This is a genomic window from Flavobacterium phycosphaerae, from assembly GCF_010119235.1.
GTDB lineage: Bacteria > Bacteroidota > Bacteroidia > Flavobacteriales > Flavobacteriaceae > Flavobacterium > Flavobacterium phycosphaerae.
This window is the reverse complement of sequence record NZ_JAAATZ010000001.1, coordinates 2,115,361-2,139,501: the sequence shown is the minus strand read 5'-3', so window position 1 is coordinate 2,139,501 and position 24,141 is coordinate 2,115,361. Positions and strand designations below refer to the sequence as shown.

Sequence of the window (24,141 nt, the reverse complement as noted above, 5' to 3'; positions counted from 1 at the left end):
TAATTCCAACTGTCTTAATCATCAACTTATTTAAGAAAAAAAGAATAAGGAAGTTGAAGAAAATAATGTTGAAACAGATAAATGGCTTGACTACATAAAAACTGAAAAAATAACATTATTTAGAAGATATATTAATGAAAAAGATTTGCCGAATGATTTAGATTTACCAGAAGAATGTTGTGATATTTATGCGTTTGAAATTAAATCTGAACCAAACTTAAAAGAATTGGAAAATGTAGTTTTTAATTTTGCAGAACTAGAAACAGAAAAAGGAATTTATCTAATATCATTTAATAAAATTGGAGAAGAAATGTCGTTATGGAATATTAATAAAATGAACAATGAAATTAAAATAGTTACTAAGTTAAAATCTCTTTGGTGGCAACTATCGCAAGCAGAAGACAAAATTATTTTAAAAGCAACAGAACAAAAGCAAGATTTCATAATTGAAATTCAGGAAAAATAAAAAACAACTGCTAACAGCGGTTTCGCGCAATAGCTGCAATCGATTTTCCTTTAACGGAAAATCGAAAGGAAATTTGCATATCTTTACATCTAACCGCTAACCTTCCCGCCACTACGCGAAGCCGCGGAACGTTAGCAGTAATGTTTCCCAAACAAGGACGAAAAGCTTAAAAGACAACAAATGAAAAATATCTTTATACTGTTTCTTGCATTTATTCTAATAAGTTCTGATAAAAATAAAGACTTAAATGATAATTTCAGAAAAGCAATTATTGATTATCAAATAGCATATCCTATACCTACTTCTAAACAAACAAAAAAAAGAAAATACGCTTACTCAGTAGTATTCTATCAAAAAAATAATGATACATGTTTTTATGTTGTAAGATCATCAACTGGTACCGATAGAGAATTTAATTTTTGGGGAATGTATCTTGACGAAGAATTAAAATCAACTATTGTTGGAGATGATGAAAATTTAAGCTCCAAAATGGTTTACAATAAGAAGAGAAATAAAGAACTTGAAAAGTTTTATTTCTTCGACAAAGATGGTCCAGAAATGTTTCCACCAATGTATCGTTATTTAGTAAAAAACAGAGATGTTGAATTAATTAAGATTGATACTATCTCAGAAAACTGGGAAAGATAAAAACACTACTGCTAACAGCCGTTTCTCGCAATTGCGAATTTTGTAGTAAGTTCACGTTCAGTTTTCGCAATAATATCTATCTTAGCCGAAAGTACGCAGTTCCGTAGTTCGCAACTGACGAGAAGCGGCGAAACGTTAGCAGTAATAATTCAGGACGAAAATCTTAAAAAGAACTTATGAATAAGAAAGCCAAAAGATGGTTATTAATTTTATGCTTTTTGGCAGTTTCAGTTTTCTTGTTTTTTAAATTTAATGAAAGAATTAAATTAATCGAATTGACTTCAATTCAAGTTGAAACGGAAAATCAACTCGACGTTGAAAAAGTAATAGTTTATCAAGGTTATTACACAATAAATAGAAAAAGTGACGCAGAAATGTTTGGTAATAAGTTTGACAAAATTGTATTTAAGGGAAATGAAACTGGAAAAATCAAAACGGAATATGGCGAAAATGATTTTTTAGTAACATATGACAATAAGTATTATTATCAATTTAGGCAGATTTGCACAAACGACAATGACCATTACAAATACAAACTCAAAATTTTTAAGAAAGCCGGCAGAATTTATTTGAAAGCTGACATTGATGGCGGAATGAAATTCGAAAGAGAAATGAACTTAATAAGTGATGCTGGAAAATTGAGATGTAATAAAATCATTGATGATGAAAAAGGTCATTATAATGGTTTGGAATTAGATTAAAATTACTACTGCTAACAGCGGTTTCGCGCAATAGCTGCAATCGATTTTCCTTAACGGAAAATCGAAAGGAAATTTACATATCTTTACAGCTAACCACTTACCTTCCCGCTACGGACGCGAAGCCGCGGTACGTTATAGCGCATTTTTCAAACCCTGCGTAAATTCAATAACTTAATGCAACACTTTTAATTTTTTAAATTTGTTGTATATGAAAGCAAAACGTAATCGCTTAACCCTTGCTGAACGTGTCGTTATTCAGACATTACTACAGGAAAACAAATCAATATCATACATCGCTAAACGACTCTCAAGAGACAGATCTTCTATTCACAGAGAAATCAAAAAATGGGTAATCAAACCAACTGATAAATACAATGCAGAGCTAGCTCAGTTTTGCGCAAAAGAAGACTATCTCAACAAAAGAAATCTGGATAAAATAAACACGCATTTTAAACTAAAAGTATTTGTTTATAAAGGATTATTAAGTGACTTCTCGCCCGAACAGATTGCCGGAAGTATTAAAGATATTTATCCTAATGATCCTGTAATGTCAATATCACACGAAGCTATTTATCAACACATTTACAGACATCGTCAATCAAGGTTAGGAAGAAAATTAATAGCACTTCTACCCTACAATCATTCTAAAAGAAGAAAGCACAGAAAGTACGGAACTAAAAGAGTTCGAATTCATGATGCTGTTTCAATTGAACAAAGACCATTACACGTAGAAAATAGAATCGAGATTGGCCACTGGGAAGGTGATACAATTGTTGGACTTGGACAAAAAAGTGCCATTGCAACTGTTGTGGAAAGAAAAACCAGATATACACTTATTCTGTATCTAAAAGACAGAAAATCAGAAACTGTAACGCAACAAATGGCTGTACATTTAAACAGCTTAAACCCCGAGATTAGAAAATCAATGACCTATGACAACGGAATGGAAATGGCAAATCATAAATGGCTCACATCACAAACCGGAATGGATATCTATTTTGCACATCCTTACTCGCCCTGGGAAAGAGGAACCAACGAAAATACTAACGGGCTTATTAGACGCTATTTCCCAAAGAAAACAGACTTTAACAACATAACTGAACAACAACTCAAAAACGTGCAGGAAAAGCTTAATAACAGACCTAGAAAAGTGCTTAATTATAAAACTCCAAACTATATGATGGAAATTGAAATAAGCAAAATAAAATATCAGAATTATAAACTAAATTAATAACTTTGAACATAACCAAAATGACCTGATGTTGCATTAAGGTCTTGAATCCACCCTGCAAAATACAACTAACAGAATAATGAAAGGACGAATTTATATAGATGATTCAGAAATTGGAAACGTAGATTTTAAAATCATCGACGAAAGTATGGGCGCAATTGGTGGAGATTTTGTTGAAGCAGAAGATTATGGAAAATTTAAACATGAAATCCAAAATCTAACTGAAAAGAACGGCAACGCAAACTCACAGAATTTTAATTTTAGAATTGTTGTGAAAAATGTTGAGTTCAACCCAGTTGGCGGAATTTGCCTAATTGACTCAAAAGAGTTTGCCGAAATGTATTTAGATGCAGCTGGAATAAATCAAAGTGAACTGGAAAAAATTAAAGTTTAAAAATAAAATATGGCAGCAGGCGGACCTGGAGATCATCCATTAACAGACATTGTAAATTTCAATCTTAAAGTTTATAACTCAGAATGTGATGAATTAGTTAGGGAAATTTCAAAGTTAGTTTCAAGACATGAACTTTATGAAATGTTTGATTGGTTTGATAATTTTTCCGCAACAGAAATCCAACTTGAGAAGTTTAAAATTGAACTGAAAGATAAACTGGAAAAGTTAAAAGAAAAAGCGAAAAGTAACGGTTGGGAAGTTTAAAAAAAACGCGCTATAACAGCGGTTTCGCGCAATAGCTGCAATCGATTTTCCTTAACGGAAAATCGAAAGGAAATTTGCATATCTTTACAACTAACCGCTTACCTTCCCGCTACGGACGCGAAGCCGCGGTACGTTATAAGCAACCTTTAACCACTCATGTAAAATGAAGTTATATTTGATTTTTATTATGGCTCTAATTTTATCAGGTTGTAAAAAAGAAGCTAAAAACAATAACATCCGAAGTGGAGAAAAAGAGATATTAAATGGTTTTGGTAAAGCTAAAATTGGTATGTCAATATCTGAATTTAATAAAACCTTCCAAGGGAAAAAGGAAATTATAGAGGAAACAAACGATATAGAAGGATACGCGGAATTTCAATACTTAAATCTTAAAATAAACGACACAATAATTTTAGACAAAGCGAGATTAAGTTTTCGGAAAAATAGACTTGTTAGTATTGGTTGTCAAAAGACAGAGATTTTTTTTGAATACTTAAAAAAGAAGTTTGGAATAAAATCAAAAGAAGATAAAGTAGATTTGAAAATTATTTCATTCAATACAAATAACAAAGATATATATTGTGGTGTTGAATGTTACAGAGAAAGCTGTGCTATTGGAATTTTTGAAATTGGTTTTACTCCAAATTACTAAGGCTGCTTATAACAGCGGTTTCGCGCAATAGCTGCAATCGATTTTCCTTAACGGAAAATCGAAAGGAAATTTACATATCTTTACAGCTAACCGCTTACCTTCCCGCCACCGACGCGAAGCCGCGGTACGTTAGCAGTAAGCCATATAAAACCCCTGCAAATGAATCACAAAAAAATTGCCTGGATATCGGCTGGTTTATCAGCTCTAATAACAATTATTCTTTTGGGGAGGACATGGTATGATGGAATTACTTTTTGGAATCCATTACCGATTAAATATGATGTTACTGGGCAGATTGGTGATTTTATTGGCGGTGTTATTGGTACACTAATTTCTGCAGTAGGTTTTTATTATTTATATCTAACATTTACCGAACAAAAAAATTCTTTTGAAAGAGAACGTTTAGAAAGCAACTTTTTTGACTTGATAAAGTTACATCGTGAAAATGTATCTGAATTGGAATTTGACGGAAAAAAATTAGTTGAAAATGATGACTCTTTACATATTGGTAAATCAAAATTTACCGGAAAGTCCGTTTTTAAAGTGTTTTTTAATCAAATAATTATTTGCAAGACTGAATTACAGCCAGTATTTCGAAGCCCTCAAATATATTTAAGAGAATATGAAGAAAAAATGTTGAACCATCCCTATGTAGTAAAAAATAAAATTGACATTTATCAGCTTGCAAGAATAGACATTTGTTATAACATCGTATTCTATGGACTAAGTGCTGAAGGTGTACTTATCTTGAAACATATGTTCAAAGATAAATACAGAGATACAATAATTGACTATGTAATAAACTATCTTAGATTAAAACCTGCATATGATGAGGATATTTTTGAAAAATGGTCAATGATTCCACATCATAGCACAAGAGCAAGACGACGACAAGCGATACAAGAAATTTATAGATGGAGAGAAACAAGAATTTTAGATGGAGATTTTCCGGAGATTGCCGAAAACTATCATAATAAGTTCATAAAATATTATGGTGGACATCAATTTAGATTTGGGCATTATTTCAGACACTTATTCCAAACAGTGAAATTTATAAATAACCAAGAAACAATTTCATATAAAGCTAAATATAATTACATAAAGACACTTCGTGCTCAATTGTCAACATACGAGCAGGCCATTTTGTTTTTCAATAGTCTTTCATCTTTAGGACGCGCTTGGGAAATTGATCCTGAAATCGACTCATCTTTATCAAAATTCCAAACACATGATTTTGAATTGATAACTAAATACAATTTGATTAAAAATATTTCAGGTGAATTTCTATATGGCTTGAGCTTTAAAGATTATTTCCCATTAGTAGAATATGAAAATGACAACATTAAAAAGAATCGACCTACTTATAAATAAAACATGGCCTACTGCTAACAGCGGTTTCGCGCAATAGCTCGTCAGCATTGCGCCGGAATCCTAGCGGATTCCTGAAACCTTGTCTTCCGCATAACATTTTTTCTTAACTTGCCGCTACTGCGCGAAGCCGCGGAACGTTGTGTGCAAGTTTACGGAACATTAGCTAAAAACAGAACTAATGAAAAAAGTAATTCTATCCTTTACAATTCTGATTACCATCATTGTTTTTGGCCAAAAACTCCCTGTTTTAAAACTTTCAAATTTATCAGATTCTAAAATCGAAATCAAATCTCCAACAGAGTTGAAGAAAGGTGAAATATGTATTACTCTTATTACAGGTGCAGGCATGAGTGCATACGATTATTACACGCATTATATATTTACAAATGATGGAGACATAAAATCCTTTAAAGAAGAAGTTCCCAAAACATATTTAAAAAATCCAAAACTAAAAAGAACAACAACTAAAATTGAAATAGACGAACAAACAAAACTAAAATTGTGGAATAATCTCAATTCAAAATCTACAACAGAATTCACCGGGTTTTCTCAAAAGGATTTCTTTAAGCCCATAAAGATTAAAACAATTCAACCACCTTGTATTAATGATGCCAGCGGATATTCGATTTCATTTATCCAGGACAATAAGCAGAAAATTTATTCGTTCTATGCACCTGAATATTATTATGACGGAAAATGCAAAAACGAAAATATAAATAGAAAAATGTTAGAGAAATTTGTCAAACTGTTAAAGCTGTGGGAAGTTATATAAAACCTGCACACAACAGTGATTTCGCGCAATAGTTGCAATCGATTTTCCTTAAACGGAAAATCGAAAGGAAATTTACATACCTTTACAACTAACCACTAACGTTCCCGCTACTGCGCTAAGCCGTGGTACGTTATGGGTTATTAGCTCTCAGACTAAAGAACCTAACGCAACTTTTAAGACAAAAAAATGATTTCAGATAAAAATTTAGCTCGTATAGCAGGCTTATGCTATTTAATTGTAATTGCAACCGGATTATTTTCCGAAGTGTTTGTAAGACAAGAATTAAGAGTACCGAATGATGCTTTGGCTACTGCTCAAAACATTCAGACACACGAAATGCTATACCGTTGGGGTTTCGCAGCAGACATTATCAACTTTGTAGTCGGTTTACCAACCATACTAATCATTTATTATTTTTTCAAACGGGTAAATAAATTATTGGTCCAAATGGCATTGGCTTTTGTAATTATCCAAACTGCAATCATTGCGGTTAATCTTCTAAATCAAATTTCTCCACTTTTAATTTTAAGCAACGAAACTTATCTTAACACATTCCAACCTAATCAACTGGCTACACTTTCTTTGTTATCTTTAAATATTCAAGCGCAAGGTTACGGAATTGGATTAGTCTTTTTTGGCTTTTACTGTTTGATAATCGGTTTTTTAATTTTCAAATCAAATTTGCTTCCCAAACTATTGGGAATACTTTATGCTATAGCTGGTTTGTGTTACTTAATTAATAGTTTCACCATGTTTCTTTCCAAAGGATTTGAAAATCCAATGTTTGTATACCTTGCCATCCCCATTTTTATTGGCGAATTGTCATTGTGTTTGTGGTTACTAATAAAAGGTATAGATACTTCAAAATATAAGATGTTGAATGAAAATTAAACTAAAAATCGAATGAAAATTTACTTAACTTTATCTCTATCACTTAACCTCCTGCGGTATCTAGTGTAGCATATTTAAAAGAAAGTATACATCTTAAGACAATAGCTATGGGCAAAACGATTAAAATTGTAATGTTAGTATTGTGTATCCATTTAACCTCATGCAGCAAAACTGATGATACCCATATTTGCAATGGCGATTGCAACCAGTTCAAAGGACGGGTATATACTGAAGATAATGTCGGCATTCCCAATGTTGAAATAACAGTATCCTTCAGCTCCTCCTATAATCCGTGGGGAACAAGTTATACCAGAATTATAGCAAAATCAACAACCGACAGCGAGGGCAATTATGTGATTGAAGGATATATAAAAGATAAAGAGTTTAGTAGCGGTCATTTTTTCTTAACCATAGACGAAAACAAAATTGAAAACTCAATTTCAACTAACTTTCTAAAACCATCCGATATCTATCAAGGCGATTATGAAGATAATAACATTCATTTTATACCGTATTTAACGAACAGAACACAAATTATAACTACTGATTACAAAATCCCGTACAAAACTAATTTAACGGTAAACCTTAATGATTTTATTCCCACTACATCAAATGATTTGTTCGGTGTCGGAAATGCCATCCGATATGGTTTTGAAAACGAATACAGATTCTTGACTAAACAAGCTAACAATCAGGGCTATGGTTTTAGTAACGGTACTAATGCCACTTTCCTCGTTCCGGCTGTTTATGGTGAAAATCATTTAAAAGTTTATAAATTCAAAAATGGTTTACAAGAATATATTGACGACATCATAATGGTAACTAATCCTAATACCTCTCCGCCCTTAAATTATTCCTTTTAATGCATCGCCAAACGGTACAAAGTTGCGATACAATAAGCTAACGCAACTTTTAGTTCGTTGTAACGAAAAACGGCCATAGCGATGACCTCAAATAAAAAGCAACTGAAACCATAACAGCCTAAGACAATGGAACTAAAAAAAGAGTTATCTCCCGAACAACGTCAAACACTGCTCAAAACACTGAAAGACCGATTTGAAAAAAACACTAGCCGTCACAAAGGATTGGAATGGTCTAAAGTGCAAGCAAAATTGGAGAACACTGAAAAACTATGGTCGCTTAATGCTATGGAAAGTACAGGAGGCGAACCGGATGTTATTGGTTATGATAAAGTAACTGATGAGTATCTCTTTTGCGATTGTTCGGCAGAAAGTCCTAAAGGACGCCGAAGTTTTTGTTATGATCGGCAGGCGCTGGAGTCAAGAAAAGAACACAAACCGCAAAACAGCGTTATGGATAGTGCCACCGCTATGGGAATTGATCTGTTGAACGAAGAACAGTATCGCGAATTGCAACAACTTGGAACCTTTGACAGTAAAAGCTCAAGCTGGATAAAAACCCCGGACGAAATCAGGAAATTGGGAGGGGCTTTGTTTTGTGATTTCCGGTATAATACTGTTTTTGTATATCACAACGGAGCCGAATCATACTATGCCATAAGAGGGTTTCGGGGATTGCTTAAAATTTAAAAAAAGACGAACAGAGGAACGCTAAAAGTAAAGCGATCATCCATTCGTCTAGTATAGTGTAAGCTATTGGCTTATTGTTATAAAGAAGCCATATCAATTACAAAACGGTAACGCACATCACTCTTGAGCATTCTTTCGTAAGCGTGGTTGATGTCTTGCATTTTGATGATTTCAATTTCGGAAACGATATTGTGTTTTCCGCAAAAGTCGAGCATTTCTTGGGTTTCGGCTATTCCGCCTATTAAAGATGCCGCTACTGATTTTCGACCCATAATCATAGGAACGGTATTCAATATCGGGTCTAACCCGCCTAAGTACCCTACTAAAACTAAAGTGCCGCTGATGCCTAACGTGGTTACATACGGATTAACATCGTGCACATAAGGCACCGTATCAATAATCACGTCAAACTTGCCGGCTACGGTAGCCATTTGCGCTTCATCGGTTGAGATGATTACGGCATCCGCTCCCAAGTCGAGGGCATCTTTTTCTTTACCGGGTGTTCTGGAGAACAAGGTTACCTCTGCTCCCAACCCTTTGGCTAGTTTGATGGCCATGTGTCCTAAACCACCCAGACCTACTACAGCTACTTTACTGCCTTTGGTTACGTTCCAATGGCGCAACGGAGACCAAGTGGTGATTCCGGCGCACAATAAAGGAGCAACAGCGGCCAAGTCTAAGTTATCGGGTACGGTTAGCACATACTTTTCATCTACGACTATCTTTTCCGAATAGCCTCCGTAGGTCATACCGCCAAGGTGTTTATCGGCACTGTTGTAGGTGCCTACCCAGCCGTTCAAGCAGTATTGTTCAAGGTCTTTTTCACAGCTACTGCAGGTGCGACACGAATCGACCAAGCAGCCCACTGCAGCTACGTCGCCTACTTTTAGTTTGCTGACAGCGCTACCTACGCGGGTTACTTTACCCACAATTTCGTGACCGGGCACAGCAGGGTAAGTGGTAAAACCCCAATCGTTTCGGGCTGTGTGTAAATCCGAATGGCATACGCCACAGTACAGGATTTCGATTTCAATATCATGAGCTAAAACGTCTCGGCGTTCTATGTTCATTTGGGCTAAGGGAGCATCCGGTGCTCCGGTACCATAAGCTTTTACGTTTGATGTCATTTTATTTAGTTATGAGTTATGAGTTATGAATTATGAATTGTTTTGCCTCTGTACTTTACTTGGATTTCATTCCTTTTTGATAAAGGTAATAAGAGGTATTTTGAGTTGTATAAAGGTAAGGTTATTTTTGATGAAGAAAAAGAATTTAACCTTTTGCTAAAGGTTGCATAACCTTATGCTCATTTTCTCTATGATTACCATAGTTAATCACTCTTGAATCGCTTTGATTTGAATCCTTTGAGCTATAAAATTGACTTCCTTCAACAAAAATGGCATAAACTTTGCATATTTAGTTTCAGACAGCAGCTCCTAATAAAAACTAGTTAAACCATTTATCTTTTTTTGACCTATGACTACCAAAACCTCAAACAGCACTATACAACACTATGATTCGATGCCTGAATGTATCGTAACATCATATAGAGAAAGCAAGAGTCTCTGCCCGTAACCTCTGCAAATTTTGAGTAATTCATAAGTTCAAGCCCCGGAAAGCACTGCATTTCGGGGCTTGTTTTTGGTTTGACTTTTACGAAACTTTTCGTCAATTCGTCCTGATGAGTTTTCCAACTCGTCCTGATGAGTTTGAAAACCGGTCCTGATGAGTTCAAAAAGTCATCAGGACAAACTGAAAACAACGTCCTTATCAGACAAAAAAAGGCTTTTCAACAGCCAAAAAAATCACTTTTAATCGTTTTTTTACTCGTTTTGCTGCAGTAAAAAACCGTTTTTGAGCTGTTTTTAAACTACCTTTCTTCATTTACCATTCACAATTCTTCTCTATATTTGCTTTAACTAAATCGATAAAGTACCTATGGAAGAATGCATTTCCGTTTTTGATATGCTTAAAATTGGGGTTGGACCGTCCAGCTCGCACACTTTGGGGCCTTGGCGTGCCGCAGAACGCTTTTTGAATGAACTGAAAGAAGAAAACACCTTAGACAAAACCACTAAGATTAAGGTTGATTTATACGGTTCGCTCTCCTTAACCGGTAAAGGCCACGCTACTGATTATGCCGTAATGCTTGGCTTAAGCGGTCAGGACCCTGAGTATATTCCGGTACAAAACATAGACAAGATTATCACTACTATAAAAACGACGCACCAAATCAATTTAGCCGATCAGTTGCTGATTGCTTTTGATGCGAAAACCGACATTGTTTTCAATAAAAACTTCCTGCCTTTTCATGCCAACGGGCTAACCTTTACGGCTACCTTGTTGGATGGCAGCAGCTATTCGTCGACCTTCTACTCTATTGGTGGCGGATTTGTGGTGAAAGAAGAACGCGTCAATGCTAAAAAGAAACTGGCTATCAAGTGTGCCTTTCCGTTCCCTATTCAAAATGCTGCGGAGCTTTTGGAGTACACCATTAAAGAAAACAAATCGATTTCCGAGATTGTTTATGCCAATGAAATCTCGATGCGTCCTGAAGCCGAAGTGCACAGCGAACTATTGCGCATTTGGAACACCATGTTGGAGTGCATGTATATAGGTTGTCACTCCGAAGGCATCCTACCGGGCGGACTAAACGTACGTCGTCGTGCTTTTGACATGCATCAAAATTTGATTGGATTATCGAATTATAATTCGCCTCAAGAATGGCTGCAATGCATCAGAAAAACCGAAGTAAAGTTTCGCCAAATCCTGAAATGGGTTAGTTGTTTTGCCCTTGCCGTGAATGAAGTGAATGCCGCTTTGGGCCGAGTAGTAACCGCGCCTACCAATGGCAGTGCCGGAGTTATCCCGGCTGTGTTGATGTATTATATGGTGATTGAAAACCACGAAGCCGACGAAAAACAAATCAAACAATTCCTGATGGTAGCCGGCGAAATAGGCAGTATCTTCAAGAAAGGGTCGACTATATCCGCTGCTATGGGTGGTTGTCAAGCCGAAATTGGCGTTTCCTCAGCTATGGCTGCCGGAGCTTTGTGTGAAGTCATGGGCGGTACACCGGACCAGGTTTTAATGGCGGCCGAAATTGCCATGGAACACCACTTGGGGCTGACTTGCGACCCTATAGGCGGACTGGTTCAAATTCCGTGTATAGAGCGCAATACCATGGGGGCTATCAAAGCCATCAACGCGGCTGAACTCGCTATGGAAACCGATGCTAAAAACGCCAAAGTTCCTTTAGATAAAGTGATTGATACCATGTGGCAAACCGCCAAAGACATGAACTCTAAATACAAGGAAACCTCCGAAGGAGGTCTCGCTGTAGCTGTTAATATGGCCGATTGTTAGATTCTGAATAATACGGCAAAGATAATTCTGTTTTCCATTTTCACTAAATCGGGTTGCCAGTCACCGGGTAAGGGTGTTGTGGTATAGCCTGTTGGTGAAGTAACGCCGCCGCTTCCGGCAAAATAAGGCACGCTGGCTTCACGGTGCACGAATTCCAAACGAAAGGTAATGCTTTGATTGGGCATAAAATCGAAATTGGTTGAACAGTCCCAACCTTTGAATTCATCGCCGGGATTGGCAGAGAACGGATGGGTTCCTGCGGTTTGCGTCGGGTCATTCGGATTGGGCAACGGACTCGCATCACCTGTTGGATACAATACCAAATAGCGACCGGGATTGGTCATATAGCCACCGCCCAGCGTCCACGCCATCTTATTTTGATTAAACCAAATACGGTTGTACACCATACCACTCAAGAAGTACTGCGACGGTGTTTCGGAATTGCCGTTGAACCCGCCAACGCCATCCCCACTTTCAAAACCTATATCAAAGGTACTAGAGAAAGCCGCTCTGCTGATGCCTTTGGCTTTAGGTTGGTTGTAATACCTCACTAACAAACTATTATCCGAATGAAAACGGATTCGGTTTTTTAAACCCGCCGCATCGGTTCCGTAGTAATCATTGGTCAATACTTTTACGGCTTCGTTCGGACACCACGTAACATTACCTCCCAAGCCGGGCATGCTGTTGAACTTGCCGTAGCTTTGCCAACCGTTAATCAGCCAGCCTTCTATTTTCAGATGTTTAGTCGGAAAGACTTGTACCCGCAATCCGTTGAAAAACCAAGGGGTATTATCCGAAGTAAACGACGCTTGGTATTCCCAATTCTCCACCTGATAATAGGAATTCAAACCGATATAAGACATGAACATCCCGGCATCAACATTGATACCGTACCACTTATCAAAATGGTATCCGGCGTAGGCTTCAGACAAATAGCGGTAGACATTATCCAGCTGGTATTGGCCTCTGTACACACTGTAATCGTTACGCGGCACCACTGTAGAACGGGTCCCGAACTGCATCATGATTCGGCCACGGGCGTTTTCATAGTTAAAGTCTCCTCCTAAATTGGCACTAGAAACCTGAAATTCATTATTTCGAGCGAGAGCCGTAGACCCTACTACGGTATTATCTATCGGGTTATTAAACGAATGCGTATAATTGATATCGAGCATGACACTCCCGGTAAAATACTTGGTGGCCAATACGGGTGGCGATGTTCTGCGGTCGGAACCATTTTGCCAAGTCATGTCCATGCCGTCAAACGGAATCTTTGTTGTGATGGTATCTTGTTGAGCAAAGCCGCTAAAAGCTGATACCAGAGCTATTGTAATCAGGAAGTGTTTCATCTTATTTTCGGTTTAATTCTAAATTGGTTACGGGAGAATACACCATAGGATATTCTTCTATTTGTACATCGCTTTTATCTAAGCCAAAGGCTTTTTCATCAGAAAGCGACAGTTTTTTGAGCCAGAAATAGGTGGTCATCATCCAGCCTTCTTTGAAAGCAAATTGATTTTCTACGGAAATGTATTTCTCAATGATGACAAATTTATAGTCGGGCTCAGCGTTGTATTTGGTAGAGCCATCAGGGCGGATGTGGAGATTGAGTTCTTTTTGGTTAACCAAATCCTGTACAATTTTCTTGAAATACAGCTCGACTTTAGGCTGCACACGGAAACCGATGTTGAGGATTATCTTGATGACTTTGTCGTCTAACAATTCCACTACCTCGTAATTGAGCGTAAACGGCTCGTTGGTTCTGTTGATGTGGAAGAACCAGTACACGTCGGCTCTTTTGGGTTGTTTGGCAAAGATGGATTTGATAATCTTTTCCTCTATTTCATAGGTTTTGTCGGCTTTGGATAGATAAATCAAATGCGTGGCATATTTCGGAATAGCGTCGTCTTCGCTCAGGGTGGCTAAGCTTTGCGTTTGTTCCATCAGGTTGGTAAATCGCAAGAAACGATTGTTGATTTTTCGGGAATAGTACCAAACATACATGACCATAAAGATGAACAACTCGAAAAATAAGAACATCCATCGTTCTTTGATTTTAGAGACATTGGCAATAAAAAAAGACACTTCGATAATAGAGAAAACGATTAGGATTATTGTTACCCAGCCTTTATTTATCTTTTTGATAAAAACCAAATAATACATCAGCAGCAACGTGGTCATCATCATGGCAATGGTAATCGAAAAGCCATAGGCCGCTTCCATGTGGGTGGATGTTTTGAAGTACAAAATCATCATGATACACCCAATCCAAAGTATCGTATTCACAGACGGAATGTAGATTTGTCCTTTTAAGTTGGTTGGGTTTTTCAGCGTCACTCTGGGCCAAAAGTTCAGGGAGATGGCTTCGTTAATCAAAGTAAACGAACCGCTAATCAAGGCTTGAGAGGCAATAATGGTAGCCAAAGTGGCAATAACAATCCCGATAAGTAAAAACCAATGCGGCATAATGCTGTAAAACGGATTGCGGTCGCCTAACAAAGGGTTCCCTTGATTCATCAGCCAAGCCGCTTGTCCTAAATAGTTTACGATCAAACAAATTTTGACGAAAACCCAAGTGATGCGAATGTTCTTTTTACCGCAATGCCCCAAATCAGAATACAAAGCTTCGGCACCGGTGGTACAAAGGAATACGGCTCCGAGTAACCAAAACCCTTTGGGGTAAGTAACCAATAATTCGTAGGCATAAACAGGATTCAATGCTTTTAAGATGTTAGGGTGGTGAAGGATTTGAGCAAAGCCCAATACGAACAACATGGTAAACCAAATGACCATGGCCGGCCCAAAGATGAAACCTACCTTTTGCGTTCCGAAGCGCTGAAAAATAAATAAGCCCGACAGTATAGCAATCACGATAGGAATGGTTGGAATATTGGGTATGATGACTTCCAGTCCTTCTACCGCTGAGGCTACCGATATTGGTGGAGTGATGATACCATCGGCCAATAATGTTGTGGCTCCCAATATGGTTGGGATGACTAATTTCCCTTTGCCGAAACGTTTGACCAGTGCATACAACGAAAAGACACCCCCTTCGCCATGATTATCAGCCGAGAGTGTGAGGAAAATGTATTTAAAGGTGGTTTGGAAAGTCAGTGTCCAAAAGACACAAGAGATACCGCCATAGACCAGAAGTTCCGAAATTTGTCGGGTGCCAATGATGGCTTTCATAACATATAACGGACTGGTACCGATATCGCCATAGATGATGCCTAGGGCGACAAGTAGTGTTACTGCAGTGACTTTTTGAGGAGTTGAAAGATTCATTTTTTTGAGATTATTAGATTATTAGACTTTTGGATTGTTAGATTTTTAGGCATGCGAGGGACCATGCGGGGTTCTACAGGAGAATCCACAAAGTGATTTTTAAACGAAATGTTATTGGTTTTTAGCCGGAGTTGAAGCGATAGCCCACACCCGATTCGGTTAGGATGTATTTCGGCCGATTGGGATCTTCTTCCATTTTTTTGCGAAGCTGGGCTACAAAAACCCGTAAGTATTGGGTTTGCTCGGCATAAGCATTACCCCAGATTTCTTTCAGTATGTATTGATGAGTCAACACCCGACCGTCGTTTTTCAGCAACAACGTAAACAAGTTGTATTCGGTGGCGGTGAGTTTCAACACTTCTTCTTTAACCTTGATAACTCGGGAAACGAAATCTACCGTAATGGCACCAAACGTAATTACCGGTTCCTGACTTTGATTAAAATTGCCGCGCAAAGCCGTTCTGATTCGGGCTAAAAGCTCCTGAGTTCGGAAAGGTTTGGTCAGATAATCATTGGCTCCGCTGTCTAAGGCTTTGACGATTTCTTCTTCGGTGCTTTTGACGGAGAGGATGATAATCGGGTTTTTAAACCAATCGCGCAATTGTTTTAAGACCACTTGTCCGTCTTCATCGGGTAAACCTAAATCGAGTAAAATCAAATCGGGTTGGTGACTGGCTGCCATGGTGATGCCTTCCTTGGCATTGACCGCAAAGAGCAGTTTGTATCCATTGGCTTCCAAAGTAATTTCTAGAAGCTTTCTGATTTGACTTTCGTCGTCAATGACTAATATGGAAAAACCGTTACTCATTTTCAACTGAATTAGTAGCTAAACAATCAACGGCAAAAGTCATTTCGAAGACCGCCCCACCTTCTTCAGCATTGCTCAATCGTATGGTTCCGTTTTGCGCTTCAACGAATCCTTTTACGATAGAAAGACCCAATCCTGTTCCTCCGGTTTTGGAACTTTGCAAGCGATAGAATTTGTCGAACGCCCTGTCAATTTCCGCTTCGGGAAAACCGTAACCGTCATCCGCAATGGTGATGATGCATTTTTTGATAACGTTCATGTGGGCTTCATAATCTGTATCAACATCGTATTTGATTTCAATTTGAATTCTGGCGCCTTTGGGAGTGTATTGTGAAGCGTTGTAAATGAGGTTGTACAGAATTTGCTCCATCAAACCATAATCGAGTTTGAACAAAGGCAAATTGTCATCGGCAGTGATACTCCATTTGTGATCTTTCAATTCTTCGGTTAAGCGATTGCAGGCATTATAGGCCAACTCTTTTACATCGCACCAATCTGATTTAGGCAAAATATAGCCAGACTCTAAGCGAGACATATTAAGTAAGTTCTCTACTTGGTAATTCAGTTTCATCGAGGCCTTTTCGATTTCATTGAATAAATTGTCTTTGCTGTCAGCAGACAAATTCACATTCTTTTGCTGCAGCGTATCAATAGACCCTATGATAGTGGCTATGGGTGTGCGTAATTCGTGGGATAAAGAATCCAGCAGCGTATTGTATAATTTCATGGTATTTACCCGGGCCTCTTTCATGTGAATGGCTTTTTGCATGCGTTTGATTTTATAGGTCAACACGGCATTAATCAAAGCAATGATAAAGAACAATAAGAGCAATAAAGCATCTTGGGCATTATCGATGTGTAAGGTGTAATAAGGTTTTATGAAGAGAAAATCTAAAGCTAATGCGCTCAAGATAGCGGCCAGCAAGACCGGTTTTATCTCTAAAAAAATGGCGAGGATAGACACCAAGAACAGCAGTAAATAGCCAATGATTTTGTAATCTATCACCTCTCTTACCGCCAATCCCAATAAGGAAACCGTAGCTACTGAAAGTATACTGATAAGGTATTGATTGGCTTGGTTTTTTATGGCTACCATTTTCTTTGCTTCTGATTATGGGACAAAGTTACGGCATTCATTATAAGTAGAATATAAGGGAAGCGGTAGAAAGTATAAAGATTTTATAAAGATTATACTTTACAAAATCTTTATACCATTCAAACTAGTATTTAAGCCACTTGATGAGTTCTTTCCAACTTGGTTTTTTGCCGTACATTAGTATTCCTACACGGTAAATTTTGGCAGCAAACCATACTACGCCTAGGAAGGTTCCGAAAAGCAATACCATAGACACAATGATTTGCCAAAGCGGCACGCCAAACGGTATACGCATCATCATTACAATTGGCGATGTCAGCGGAATCATAGAAAAGACGGTAGCAATCGTTCCGTGAGGATCGTTGATTACCGTAAAGAAACCTATGTAAACCCCTAAAATCAAAGGCATGATAATAGGTAACAGGAATTGTTGTGAATCGGTTTCGTTGTCTACCGCTGCGCCAATTGAGGCATAGAACGAACTGTAGAGAAAGTAACCTCCAATGAAATAAATGATAAAAGATATTAAAATAGTGGCTATAGGCAAGTTCCACAATTCTTTGATATACATTTGAATCTGGCTTCCTGAGGCGTGTTGTGCTGCCTCAACAGCTTGTTGCTGAACTCCGGCCGTAGCTCCCATGTGCACGCCGAGCATACTCGACACTACAAACATGGCTGTTAAACCCAATAAAGCCCATATAAGGAACTGTAAAATACCGGCAAGGGAAGTTCCGATAATTTTACCCATCATCAGTTGGAATGGCTTTACCGAGGAGATGATTACTTCAATAATGCGGGACGTTTTTTCTTCGATGACGCTTCGCATTACCATATTACCATACAGAATAATGAACATCATGATAAGATAGCCAAAAGCTCCTCCTATGATGATTTTGATTTCGTTTAGTCCTTTGAGTGCTTCCTCTCCGGTGGCTTTGGCTAAATTGATAGAAACATCTGCTTTAGCATGGTTGATAGCCAGTGTATCTAAATGGGCATTTTGAAAGTTCTCGGCGGTGATTTTTTTGGCAATAACCTCTTCTAAATCTTCAATAAAACTAACGCCCGGACTGTCATTGGAAATGTATTGAATACTTTTTTGCAGTGTAGTATTATCGGCTGCTTTCGGGATTAGCAAAAGACCTTCATAGCTTTCGGAAACAATGCTGTCTTTCAATATTTTGGTATCTACCAAAGAAAGGTCAACGTATTTGTATTCGTCATCGCTTTTAAATTCTTTGGCAAAGCGGCCCGTTTCATCGTGGATCGCTATGGTTTTTAAATCGGCTTTCATAGAACTCAGATAGCCTACAAAAACACCGATACCCACAAACAGTAAAGGGCTTAAGAAAGTCATGACTATAAAAGATTTGTTGCGCACTTTGGCAATAAATTCTCTTTTGATGATAAGTAGTAGTTTGCTCATTTTATTATTTGTGATTAAGGATTTGGGAATCAGGAATTATAAATCCTGCTTCTCAACATCCAAATGCCTTACTTTATTAGTTGCTTACCGTTTGAATGAAGATATCATTTACACTTGGAATTTTCTCTACAAAATGCGTTACCTGTCCTCGTTGCACCAACGTATTCAGTAATTCATTTGGAGTAGCATTTCCAAGATTGATTTGCAGTTTGAGCTCGTCGTTCAACGATTTGAAATCGGTTTGTGACAGCGTAAACTTTTGCGATAGGTCGTACATCAAACCTTCAACGTTATTGGTCAAAATCCCTACTTCATAATCGTTGGTTCGGTATTGCTTTTTGACATCGGTCAGTTTGCCTTCAATGAGTTTGTTTGATTTGTGGATTAAGGCGATGTGGTCACACATTTCTTCGACACTTTCCATACGGTGTGTTGAAAAGATTACCGAAGTTCCTTTTCGGTTCAATTCGATGATTTCGTCTTTGATCAAATTGGCATTCACCGGATCAAAACCTGAGAAGGGTTCGTCAAGAATCAGCAATTTGGGTTTGTGCAACACGGTCACTACGAACTGAATTTTTTGCGCCATCCCTTTAGAGAGCTCTTGTATCTTCTTGTTCCACCAACCTTGAATTTCCAAACGTTCAAACCAATAGTCTAATTCCTTTTTGGCTTCAGCTTTTGACAGGCCTTTTAACTGTGCCAAATACAAGCACTGCTCGCCCACTTTCATGGTTTTGTACAAACCGCGTTCTTCGGGCATATAGCCAATTACGCTGACGTCTTCCGGCTTTAGTTTTTCGCCATCTAAAATAACTTCGCCACTATCGGGCATCGTAATTTGGTTGATGATTCGGATAAGGGAAGTTTTACCGGCGCCATTGGGACCAAGCAGTCCGTAGATACTGCCTTTGGGAACGGTTAAAGAAACTTCGTTAAGCGCGGTATAATCACCGTATTGCTTTACGACTTGGTTTACTTCGAGGATGTTGCTCATACCTGTTTTTTGTTTGTGTAAAAATAGGGATTTGCACTAAAAAGAATGTTAAAGAAAACAAAAAACCCACCCTTATTGTAACACAAGGATGGGAAAAATTGCTATGAAAAAGAAATTACTTGTTTCCAAGTAATACCCAAATATAAAACTATTTTTTATATTATGAAAACATATCTTTTACTTTTTCAAAAAAAGATTTGTCGCTTTTTTCAGGTTTTGGGATGAAGTTTTCATCGGTTTGTGCTTTCTCAAAAAACTGTCTTTGTTCTTTGCTTAGGTTTTTAGGTGTCCAAACATTTACATGGACTAATAAATCGCCATTTCCGTAGCTGTTGAGGCTTGGAATTCCTTTGCCTTTCAGTCTCAATATTTTACCGGATTGAATACCTTCTTCGAGTTTGATTCGCACCTTTCCGTTAACGGCTTCAATTTCTTTGGAAACACCGAGAGCGGCTTCAGGAAAACTGATGTACAAATCATAATGAAGATTTTCCCCTTCTCGTTTTAAGAATTCGTGTTCCAGTTCTTCGATAACCACAATTAAATCACCCGGAATGCCATTGCCTGGAGCGTCATTCCCTTTTCCGGAAACTTTTAATTGCATACCGTCTACTACGCCTGCCGGAATTTTGATAGAAACAGTTTCGTCTTCCAAAATCATACCGTGTGCATCAGCATTGTTCGGTTTACTTTCGATAGTTTGTCCGGTACCGCCACAAACGTGACAAGTTGTTGCTGATTGCATTCGGCCCAAAATAGTATTGGTTACACGCAATACCTGCCCTTGTCCGTTACAAGTAGAACAAGTTTTATATTTTACGCCCGGTGCTTGTACCTTGCGTTTTACTTTTACTTTTTTCTCAACGCCATTGGCAATTTCTTCCAAAGTCATTTTAACTTTGATACGAAGATTGCTTCCTTTCACACGACGCTGTCCTCCTGAACTACCGCCGAATCCACCGAATCCTCCTCCGCCAAAAGCGCCACCGAAAATATCACCAAACTGACTGAAAATATCATCCATGTTCATGTGGTGTCCTCCGCCAAACCCTCCTGCTCCGTCAAAGGCAGCATGACCGTACTGATCGTATTTGGCTTTCTTATCCGGGTCGCTTAATACTTCGTAAGCTTCAGCCGCGGTTTTGAAGTTTTCTTCGGCTTCTTTGTTTCCGGGGTTTTTATCGGGATGGAACTCAATGGCTTTCTTTCGATAGGCCTTTTTGATTTCTTCAGCTGAGGCACTTTTGGAAACCCCTAATATTTCGTAAAAATCTTTTTTGCTCATAGTATGCTTATTGACCGATTACCACTTTTGGGAAACGAATAATTTTGTCGCCCAATTTATATCCTTTTTCTACTACATCTACAATTTTTCCTTTCAAATCATCGGTTGGAGCCGGAATTTGAGTGATAGCCTCAGCAAAATCAGCGTTGAAATCATCGCCGGTTTTGATATCTACCTGCTCCAAACCTTTAGAAACTAAAGTGCTTTTTAGTTTTTCGTGAATTAATTCCACGCCTTTCAATAGCACTTCGTCTTCTGATTTAGCAATTTGTGCCATAGCTCTGTCAAAATCATCTAAAACAGGCAACATGGCTTGTAATACTTCCTGATTGGCAGTTTTGAATAAATCAATACGCTCTTTAGCAGTTCTTTTCTTGAAATTTTCAAACTCAGCAAAAAGACGCAAAAACTTATCCTTTTCTTTGGCTATTTCTTCCTGCAATTGTGCTTCAACACTAAGTTCTTCAGCAGTTTCCACTTCATTAATCACGTTTTCTGTTTCGTTCTCAATTGGGTCTTTATCCGTGTTTTCCGTTTTCATTTCGGTTTTATTTTTAAAAATATTTTTGATTTTCATTTTCTCGCTTTGGATTGCAAAAGTACTGCCAATTCTTTAAAAATGTCAAATTGTCACAGTTTTTTGTTTGTGGAAAGAGGTAGCCGAATGTTGAATCAAACCATTACCTTAACCAAACTTTAATATAATTTTAAGACTATTACGTTTTTGTTTTGATTAAGTTTGTTGAATATCAAGGTTAGTTTACGCTGTAATAATTATTAATTCAACAATCTTTATAGTAAAAAAAAGTGCTGTTATATAAACAGCACTTTTTTTATGCGTATAAATCAGCTATAGCCTGCTCTATTTTTGGGAATTGAAACCGGAAGCCGGTCTTTATTACTTTTTCAGCGCTAAGATTTTTGCCGGAAAAAAGAAGATAACTCATTTCTCCTAAAATCAATTGCATGATAAATTTCGGGATATTTGGCAAGAACAAAGGTTTCTTGAGTGTCTTAGCAATGACTTTGGTTAATTGTTGATTGCTGATAGGATTGGGTGTTACTGCATTATAAACGCCTTCTAATTGCTTTTCGATTGCCAAATAATATAGGGAAACTAAATCTGTAATGTGAATCCAGGATTGCATTTGTTTTCCTGAACCCATTCCGGCACCAAAACCAAACTTAATAGGTTTGACCATTTCGGGCAATGCACCACCTTTATTAGAGAGTACAATTCCGGTTCTTAATTTGCAGACTTTTAATCCCAGCACTTGAAATCGGTCTGCAGCTTCCTCCCATTTTTTGACTACATGAGAAAGGAAACTATCTTCGGTTTCAGTGGTGGTTTCATCATATATAGTGGAAAGACTTTCAGGATAAATGGCAGTACCTGAAGCAGAAATGATTTGTTTTACTTGATTGGGATACTTTTTAACCAAATTAAACAACAACTCCCCCGAAAGTGTTCGGCTTTCTATAATTTCCTGTTTATATGCATTGGTCCAGCGATTGGCAATATTAGCTCCGGCCAAATGAACAATTACATCTACGCCATAAAGGCAATTTTCATCTATCTTTCCTTCTTGTGGATTCCAGTAAAAACCTATGTAATTAGATTGCTCTTCAATCTTAGTTTTTGAAGTCGTTAAATAGTGAACGGTGTGATTATTTGCTAATAACAGTTGAGTTAATTCTTTTCCTATTAAACCTGTTGCACCTGTAATTAGAATTTTCATCATTAATAATTTTACCCAAAGTTACTATCAAAAGCTATTAAAACAATCACAATTATAAAGGGTTTAACGTTTGTCTACGGCTTAAGTTTGATGCTCCATTCGAAGTTTAATTCAGAAACTTGTTCCCCCATTTCATTTGTACCGATGGATTGCATCCATATGGTTTGTCCTTCTCCGGTGGCTATAGTTTTTTGAATAGCATCTTCTATTAGATGACCATCACGGCAAGTGAATGTTATTCTTCCTGTGGCTTTTTTGGTGAAGTTTCCATTATTATTGGCCACCAACATGGAGATTTTCTTTCCGGATTTCTTGATTTGTATCATTACCAAAGCCCCGGTAGTCAATTCAGCCGCCATAGCCTGCACCGCGAAATACATAGAGTTAAACGGATTTTGATTAAACCAACGATGCTTAACGGTAGCCACACATTCATGCTCAGAAACCGATTTAACCCTAACACCACACCAAAAAGCGGAAGGTAATTTAAAAAATAAAAAAGTATTCAATCTTGAAGGCGAAAGTTTCATAAAGCATTGATTTTGCTATAAAAGTACTAAAAAAAGAGCAGTAAATTCCTTTTTATCAATTGTTAATATTTTGTTAAATTTAAGTACTTTGCATTGCATAATACCTTTTTTTAACCTTATCTTTGTATAAGAAATTAATAGTCTATCTATAGTATTCTAAAAAAGTTTCAATCATCAATCAAAACGAATTAAAATCATGACACCAACTAACGAAAAAAAACTGCTACCTTCCTCCACTTGAGCGCCTTGTCACAATATGTGTTTCCATTTGGGAATTATATTTTCCCGATTGTGATTTGGAGTTCAAAGAAAAACGAATCTGAATTTGTGGATTATAGCGGAAAACAGGTTCTTAATTTTCAACTGAGTATCTTTTTATACTCTATGATATTGTGTTTAATTGCCATACCCATTTTTATATATGCCATTTTTAAGAACATTCCGTTTGACAAAATTATTGGCAACGACGATTTTTTAATCGAAAATCTGACTGCCGGTAATATCACGGGGCTTACCATTTTGGGCTTGATGGCCGTAATGATGTTCTTGTTCCTAAAGGTAATCGAATTCATTTTAATCATTTATGCCGCAGTCAAATCATCAAACGGCGAAAAGTACAACTACCCATTAAGCATACCGTTTTTTAAGTAATCAATAAAAAAC

24 protein-coding genes and 1 pseudogene are annotated in these 24,141 nt (G+C 37.5%); 14 read left to right on the top strand and 11 right to left on the bottom strand.

Annotated elements, in window-relative coordinates; translation table 11 throughout:
- The first annotated feature begins 145 nt into the window (after positions 1-145).
- From GUU89_RS09435 to GUU89_RS09380, 12 genes are all read left to right on the top strand, one after another.
- Positions 146-466 carry a hypothetical protein gene (locus tag GUU89_RS09435; RefSeq protein ID WP_162127675.1) on the top strand — a complete coding sequence of 107 codons (321 nt, stop codon included), beginning with the start codon at positions 146-148 and terminating at the stop codon, positions 464-466.
- 180 nt (positions 467-646) lie between these two features.
- Entirely contained in the window at positions 647-1,114 is a 468-nt protein-coding gene (locus tag GUU89_RS09430; RefSeq protein ID WP_162127674.1) for a hypothetical protein, read from the top strand.
- Positions 1,115-1,290: 176 nt separating this feature from the next.
- The gene (locus tag GUU89_RS09425; protein ID WP_162127673.1) at positions 1,291-1,815 is read left to right on the top strand and encodes a hypothetical protein; all 525 of its coding nucleotides are present in this window, start codon (positions 1,291-1,293) and stop codon (positions 1,813-1,815) included.
- A 208-nt stretch (positions 1,816-2,023) separates the two neighbouring features.
- Entirely contained in the window at positions 2,024-3,046 is a 1,023-nt protein-coding gene (locus GUU89_RS09420) for an IS30 family transposase (protein ID WP_162127672.1), read from the top strand.
- A 79-nt stretch (positions 3,047-3,125) separates the two neighbouring features.
- Positions 3,126-3,440 carry a hypothetical protein gene (locus tag GUU89_RS09415; protein ID WP_162127671.1) on the top strand — a complete coding sequence of 105 codons (315 nt, stop codon included), beginning with the start codon at positions 3,126-3,128 and terminating at the stop codon, positions 3,438-3,440.
- Between the two features lie 9 nt (positions 3,441-3,449).
- Complete coding sequence (locus tag GUU89_RS09410; protein ID WP_162127670.1) at positions 3,450-3,704, top strand: hypothetical protein; 255 nt, start codon at positions 3,450-3,452, stop codon at positions 3,702-3,704.
- Positions 3,705-3,867: 163 nt separating this feature from the next.
- On the top strand, positions 3,868-4,356 hold the full coding sequence (locus GUU89_RS09405; RefSeq protein WP_162127669.1) for a hypothetical protein: 489 nt from the start codon (positions 3,868-3,870) through the stop codon (positions 4,354-4,356).
- 159 nt (positions 4,357-4,515) lie between these two features.
- Positions 4,516-5,727 (top strand): putative phage abortive infection protein, encoded by a 1,212-nt coding sequence (locus GUU89_RS09400; RefSeq protein ID WP_162127668.1) that lies wholly within the window; start codon positions 4,516-4,518, stop codon positions 5,725-5,727.
- Positions 5,728-5,905: 178 nt separating this feature from the next.
- Positions 5,906-6,499, top strand: a complete 594-nt coding sequence (locus GUU89_RS09395; RefSeq protein WP_162127667.1) for a hypothetical protein — start codon at positions 5,906-5,908, stop codon at positions 6,497-6,499.
- Between the two features lie 186 nt (positions 6,500-6,685).
- Positions 6,686-7,390, top strand: a complete 705-nt coding sequence (locus GUU89_RS09390; RefSeq protein WP_162127666.1) for a DUF4386 domain-containing protein — start codon at positions 6,686-6,688, stop codon at positions 7,388-7,390.
- A gap of 107 nt (positions 7,391-7,497) precedes the next feature.
- The gene (locus GUU89_RS09385) at positions 7,498-8,253 is read left to right on the top strand and encodes a carboxypeptidase-like regulatory domain-containing protein (protein WP_162127665.1); all 756 of its coding nucleotides are present in this window, start codon (positions 7,498-7,500) and stop codon (positions 8,251-8,253) included.
- A gap of 126 nt (positions 8,254-8,379) precedes the next feature.
- On the top strand, positions 8,380-8,940 hold the full coding sequence (locus GUU89_RS09380; protein ID WP_162127664.1) for a DUF4256 domain-containing protein: 561 nt from the start codon (positions 8,380-8,382) through the stop codon (positions 8,938-8,940).
- A 77-nt stretch (positions 8,941-9,017) separates the two neighbouring features.
- Here the strand turns inward: GUU89_RS09380 and GUU89_RS09375 are convergent, their stop codons facing one another.
- Entirely contained in the window at positions 9,018-10,067 is a 1,050-nt protein-coding gene (locus GUU89_RS09375) for an NAD(P)-dependent alcohol dehydrogenase (RefSeq protein ID WP_162127663.1), read from the bottom strand.
- 811 nt (positions 10,068-10,878) lie between these two features.
- On the opposite strand from GUU89_RS09375, the gene GUU89_RS09370 reads away from it, so the two are divergent.
- Positions 10,879-12,306 carry an L-serine ammonia-lyase gene (locus GUU89_RS09370; RefSeq protein WP_162127662.1) on the top strand — a complete coding sequence of 476 codons (1,428 nt, stop codon included), beginning with the start codon at positions 10,879-10,881 and terminating at the stop codon, positions 12,304-12,306.
- Here GUU89_RS09370 and GUU89_RS09365 read toward each other — a convergent pair.
- From GUU89_RS09365 to GUU89_RS09320, 10 genes are all read right to left on the bottom strand, one after another.
- Complete coding sequence (locus GUU89_RS09365) at positions 12,303-13,658, bottom strand: outer membrane beta-barrel protein (RefSeq protein WP_162127661.1); 1,356 nt, start codon at positions 13,656-13,658, stop codon at positions 12,303-12,305. The two genes, GUU89_RS09370 and GUU89_RS09365, sit on opposite strands and share 4 nt — an antisense overlap.
- A 1-nt stretch (position 13,659) precedes the next feature.
- Positions 13,660-15,594: a KUP/HAK/KT family potassium transporter gene (locus tag GUU89_RS09360; RefSeq protein WP_162127660.1), complete on the bottom strand. Its 1,935-nt coding sequence runs from the start codon at positions 15,592-15,594 to the stop codon at positions 13,660-13,662.
- A gap of 121 nt (positions 15,595-15,715) precedes the next feature.
- Positions 15,716-16,402, bottom strand: a complete 687-nt coding sequence (locus GUU89_RS09355) for a response regulator (protein ID WP_162127659.1) — start codon at positions 16,400-16,402, stop codon at positions 15,716-15,718.
- Positions 16,395-17,498, bottom strand: coding sequence for a sensor histidine kinase (locus GUU89_RS09350; RefSeq protein WP_162127658.1), 1,104 nt, complete (start codon positions 17,496-17,498; stop codon positions 16,395-16,397). Before GUU89_RS09350 ends, GUU89_RS09355 begins: the two co-directional genes overlap by 8 nt.
- A gap of 124 nt (positions 17,499-17,622) precedes the next feature.
- Entirely contained in the window at positions 17,623-18,927 is a 1,305-nt protein-coding gene (locus GUU89_RS09345; RefSeq protein WP_162127657.1) for an ABC transporter permease, read from the bottom strand.
- A gap of 76 nt (positions 18,928-19,003) precedes the next feature.
- Positions 19,004-19,924, bottom strand: a complete 921-nt coding sequence (locus GUU89_RS09340; RefSeq protein WP_162127656.1) for an ABC transporter ATP-binding protein — start codon at positions 19,922-19,924, stop codon at positions 19,004-19,006.
- Positions 19,925-20,084: 160 nt separating this feature from the next.
- Complete coding sequence (gene dnaJ, locus GUU89_RS09335) at positions 20,085-21,209, bottom strand: molecular chaperone DnaJ (RefSeq protein WP_162127655.1); 1,125 nt, start codon at positions 21,207-21,209, stop codon at positions 20,085-20,087.
- A 7-nt stretch (positions 21,210-21,216) separates the two neighbouring features.
- Positions 21,217-21,786, bottom strand: coding sequence for a nucleotide exchange factor GrpE (locus tag GUU89_RS09330; protein WP_162127654.1), 570 nt, complete (start codon positions 21,784-21,786; stop codon positions 21,217-21,219).
- A gap of 256 nt (positions 21,787-22,042) precedes the next feature.
- Positions 22,043-22,951 carry a TIGR01777 family oxidoreductase gene (locus tag GUU89_RS09325; protein ID WP_317163883.1) on the bottom strand — a complete coding sequence of 303 codons (909 nt, stop codon included), beginning with the start codon at positions 22,949-22,951 and terminating at the stop codon, positions 22,043-22,045.
- Between the two features lie 71 nt (positions 22,952-23,022).
- On the bottom strand, positions 23,023-23,478 hold the full coding sequence (locus GUU89_RS09320; RefSeq protein WP_162127653.1) for a DUF4442 domain-containing protein: 456 nt from the start codon (positions 23,476-23,478) through the stop codon (positions 23,023-23,025).
- 225 nt (positions 23,479-23,703) lie between these two features.
- Here GUU89_RS09320 and GUU89_RS09315 point away from each other — a divergent pair.
- Positions 23,704-24,129: pseudogene (locus tag GUU89_RS09315) on the top strand (DUF4870 domain-containing protein); the annotation flags it as partial.
- Positions 24,130-24,141 lie beyond the last annotated feature (12 nt).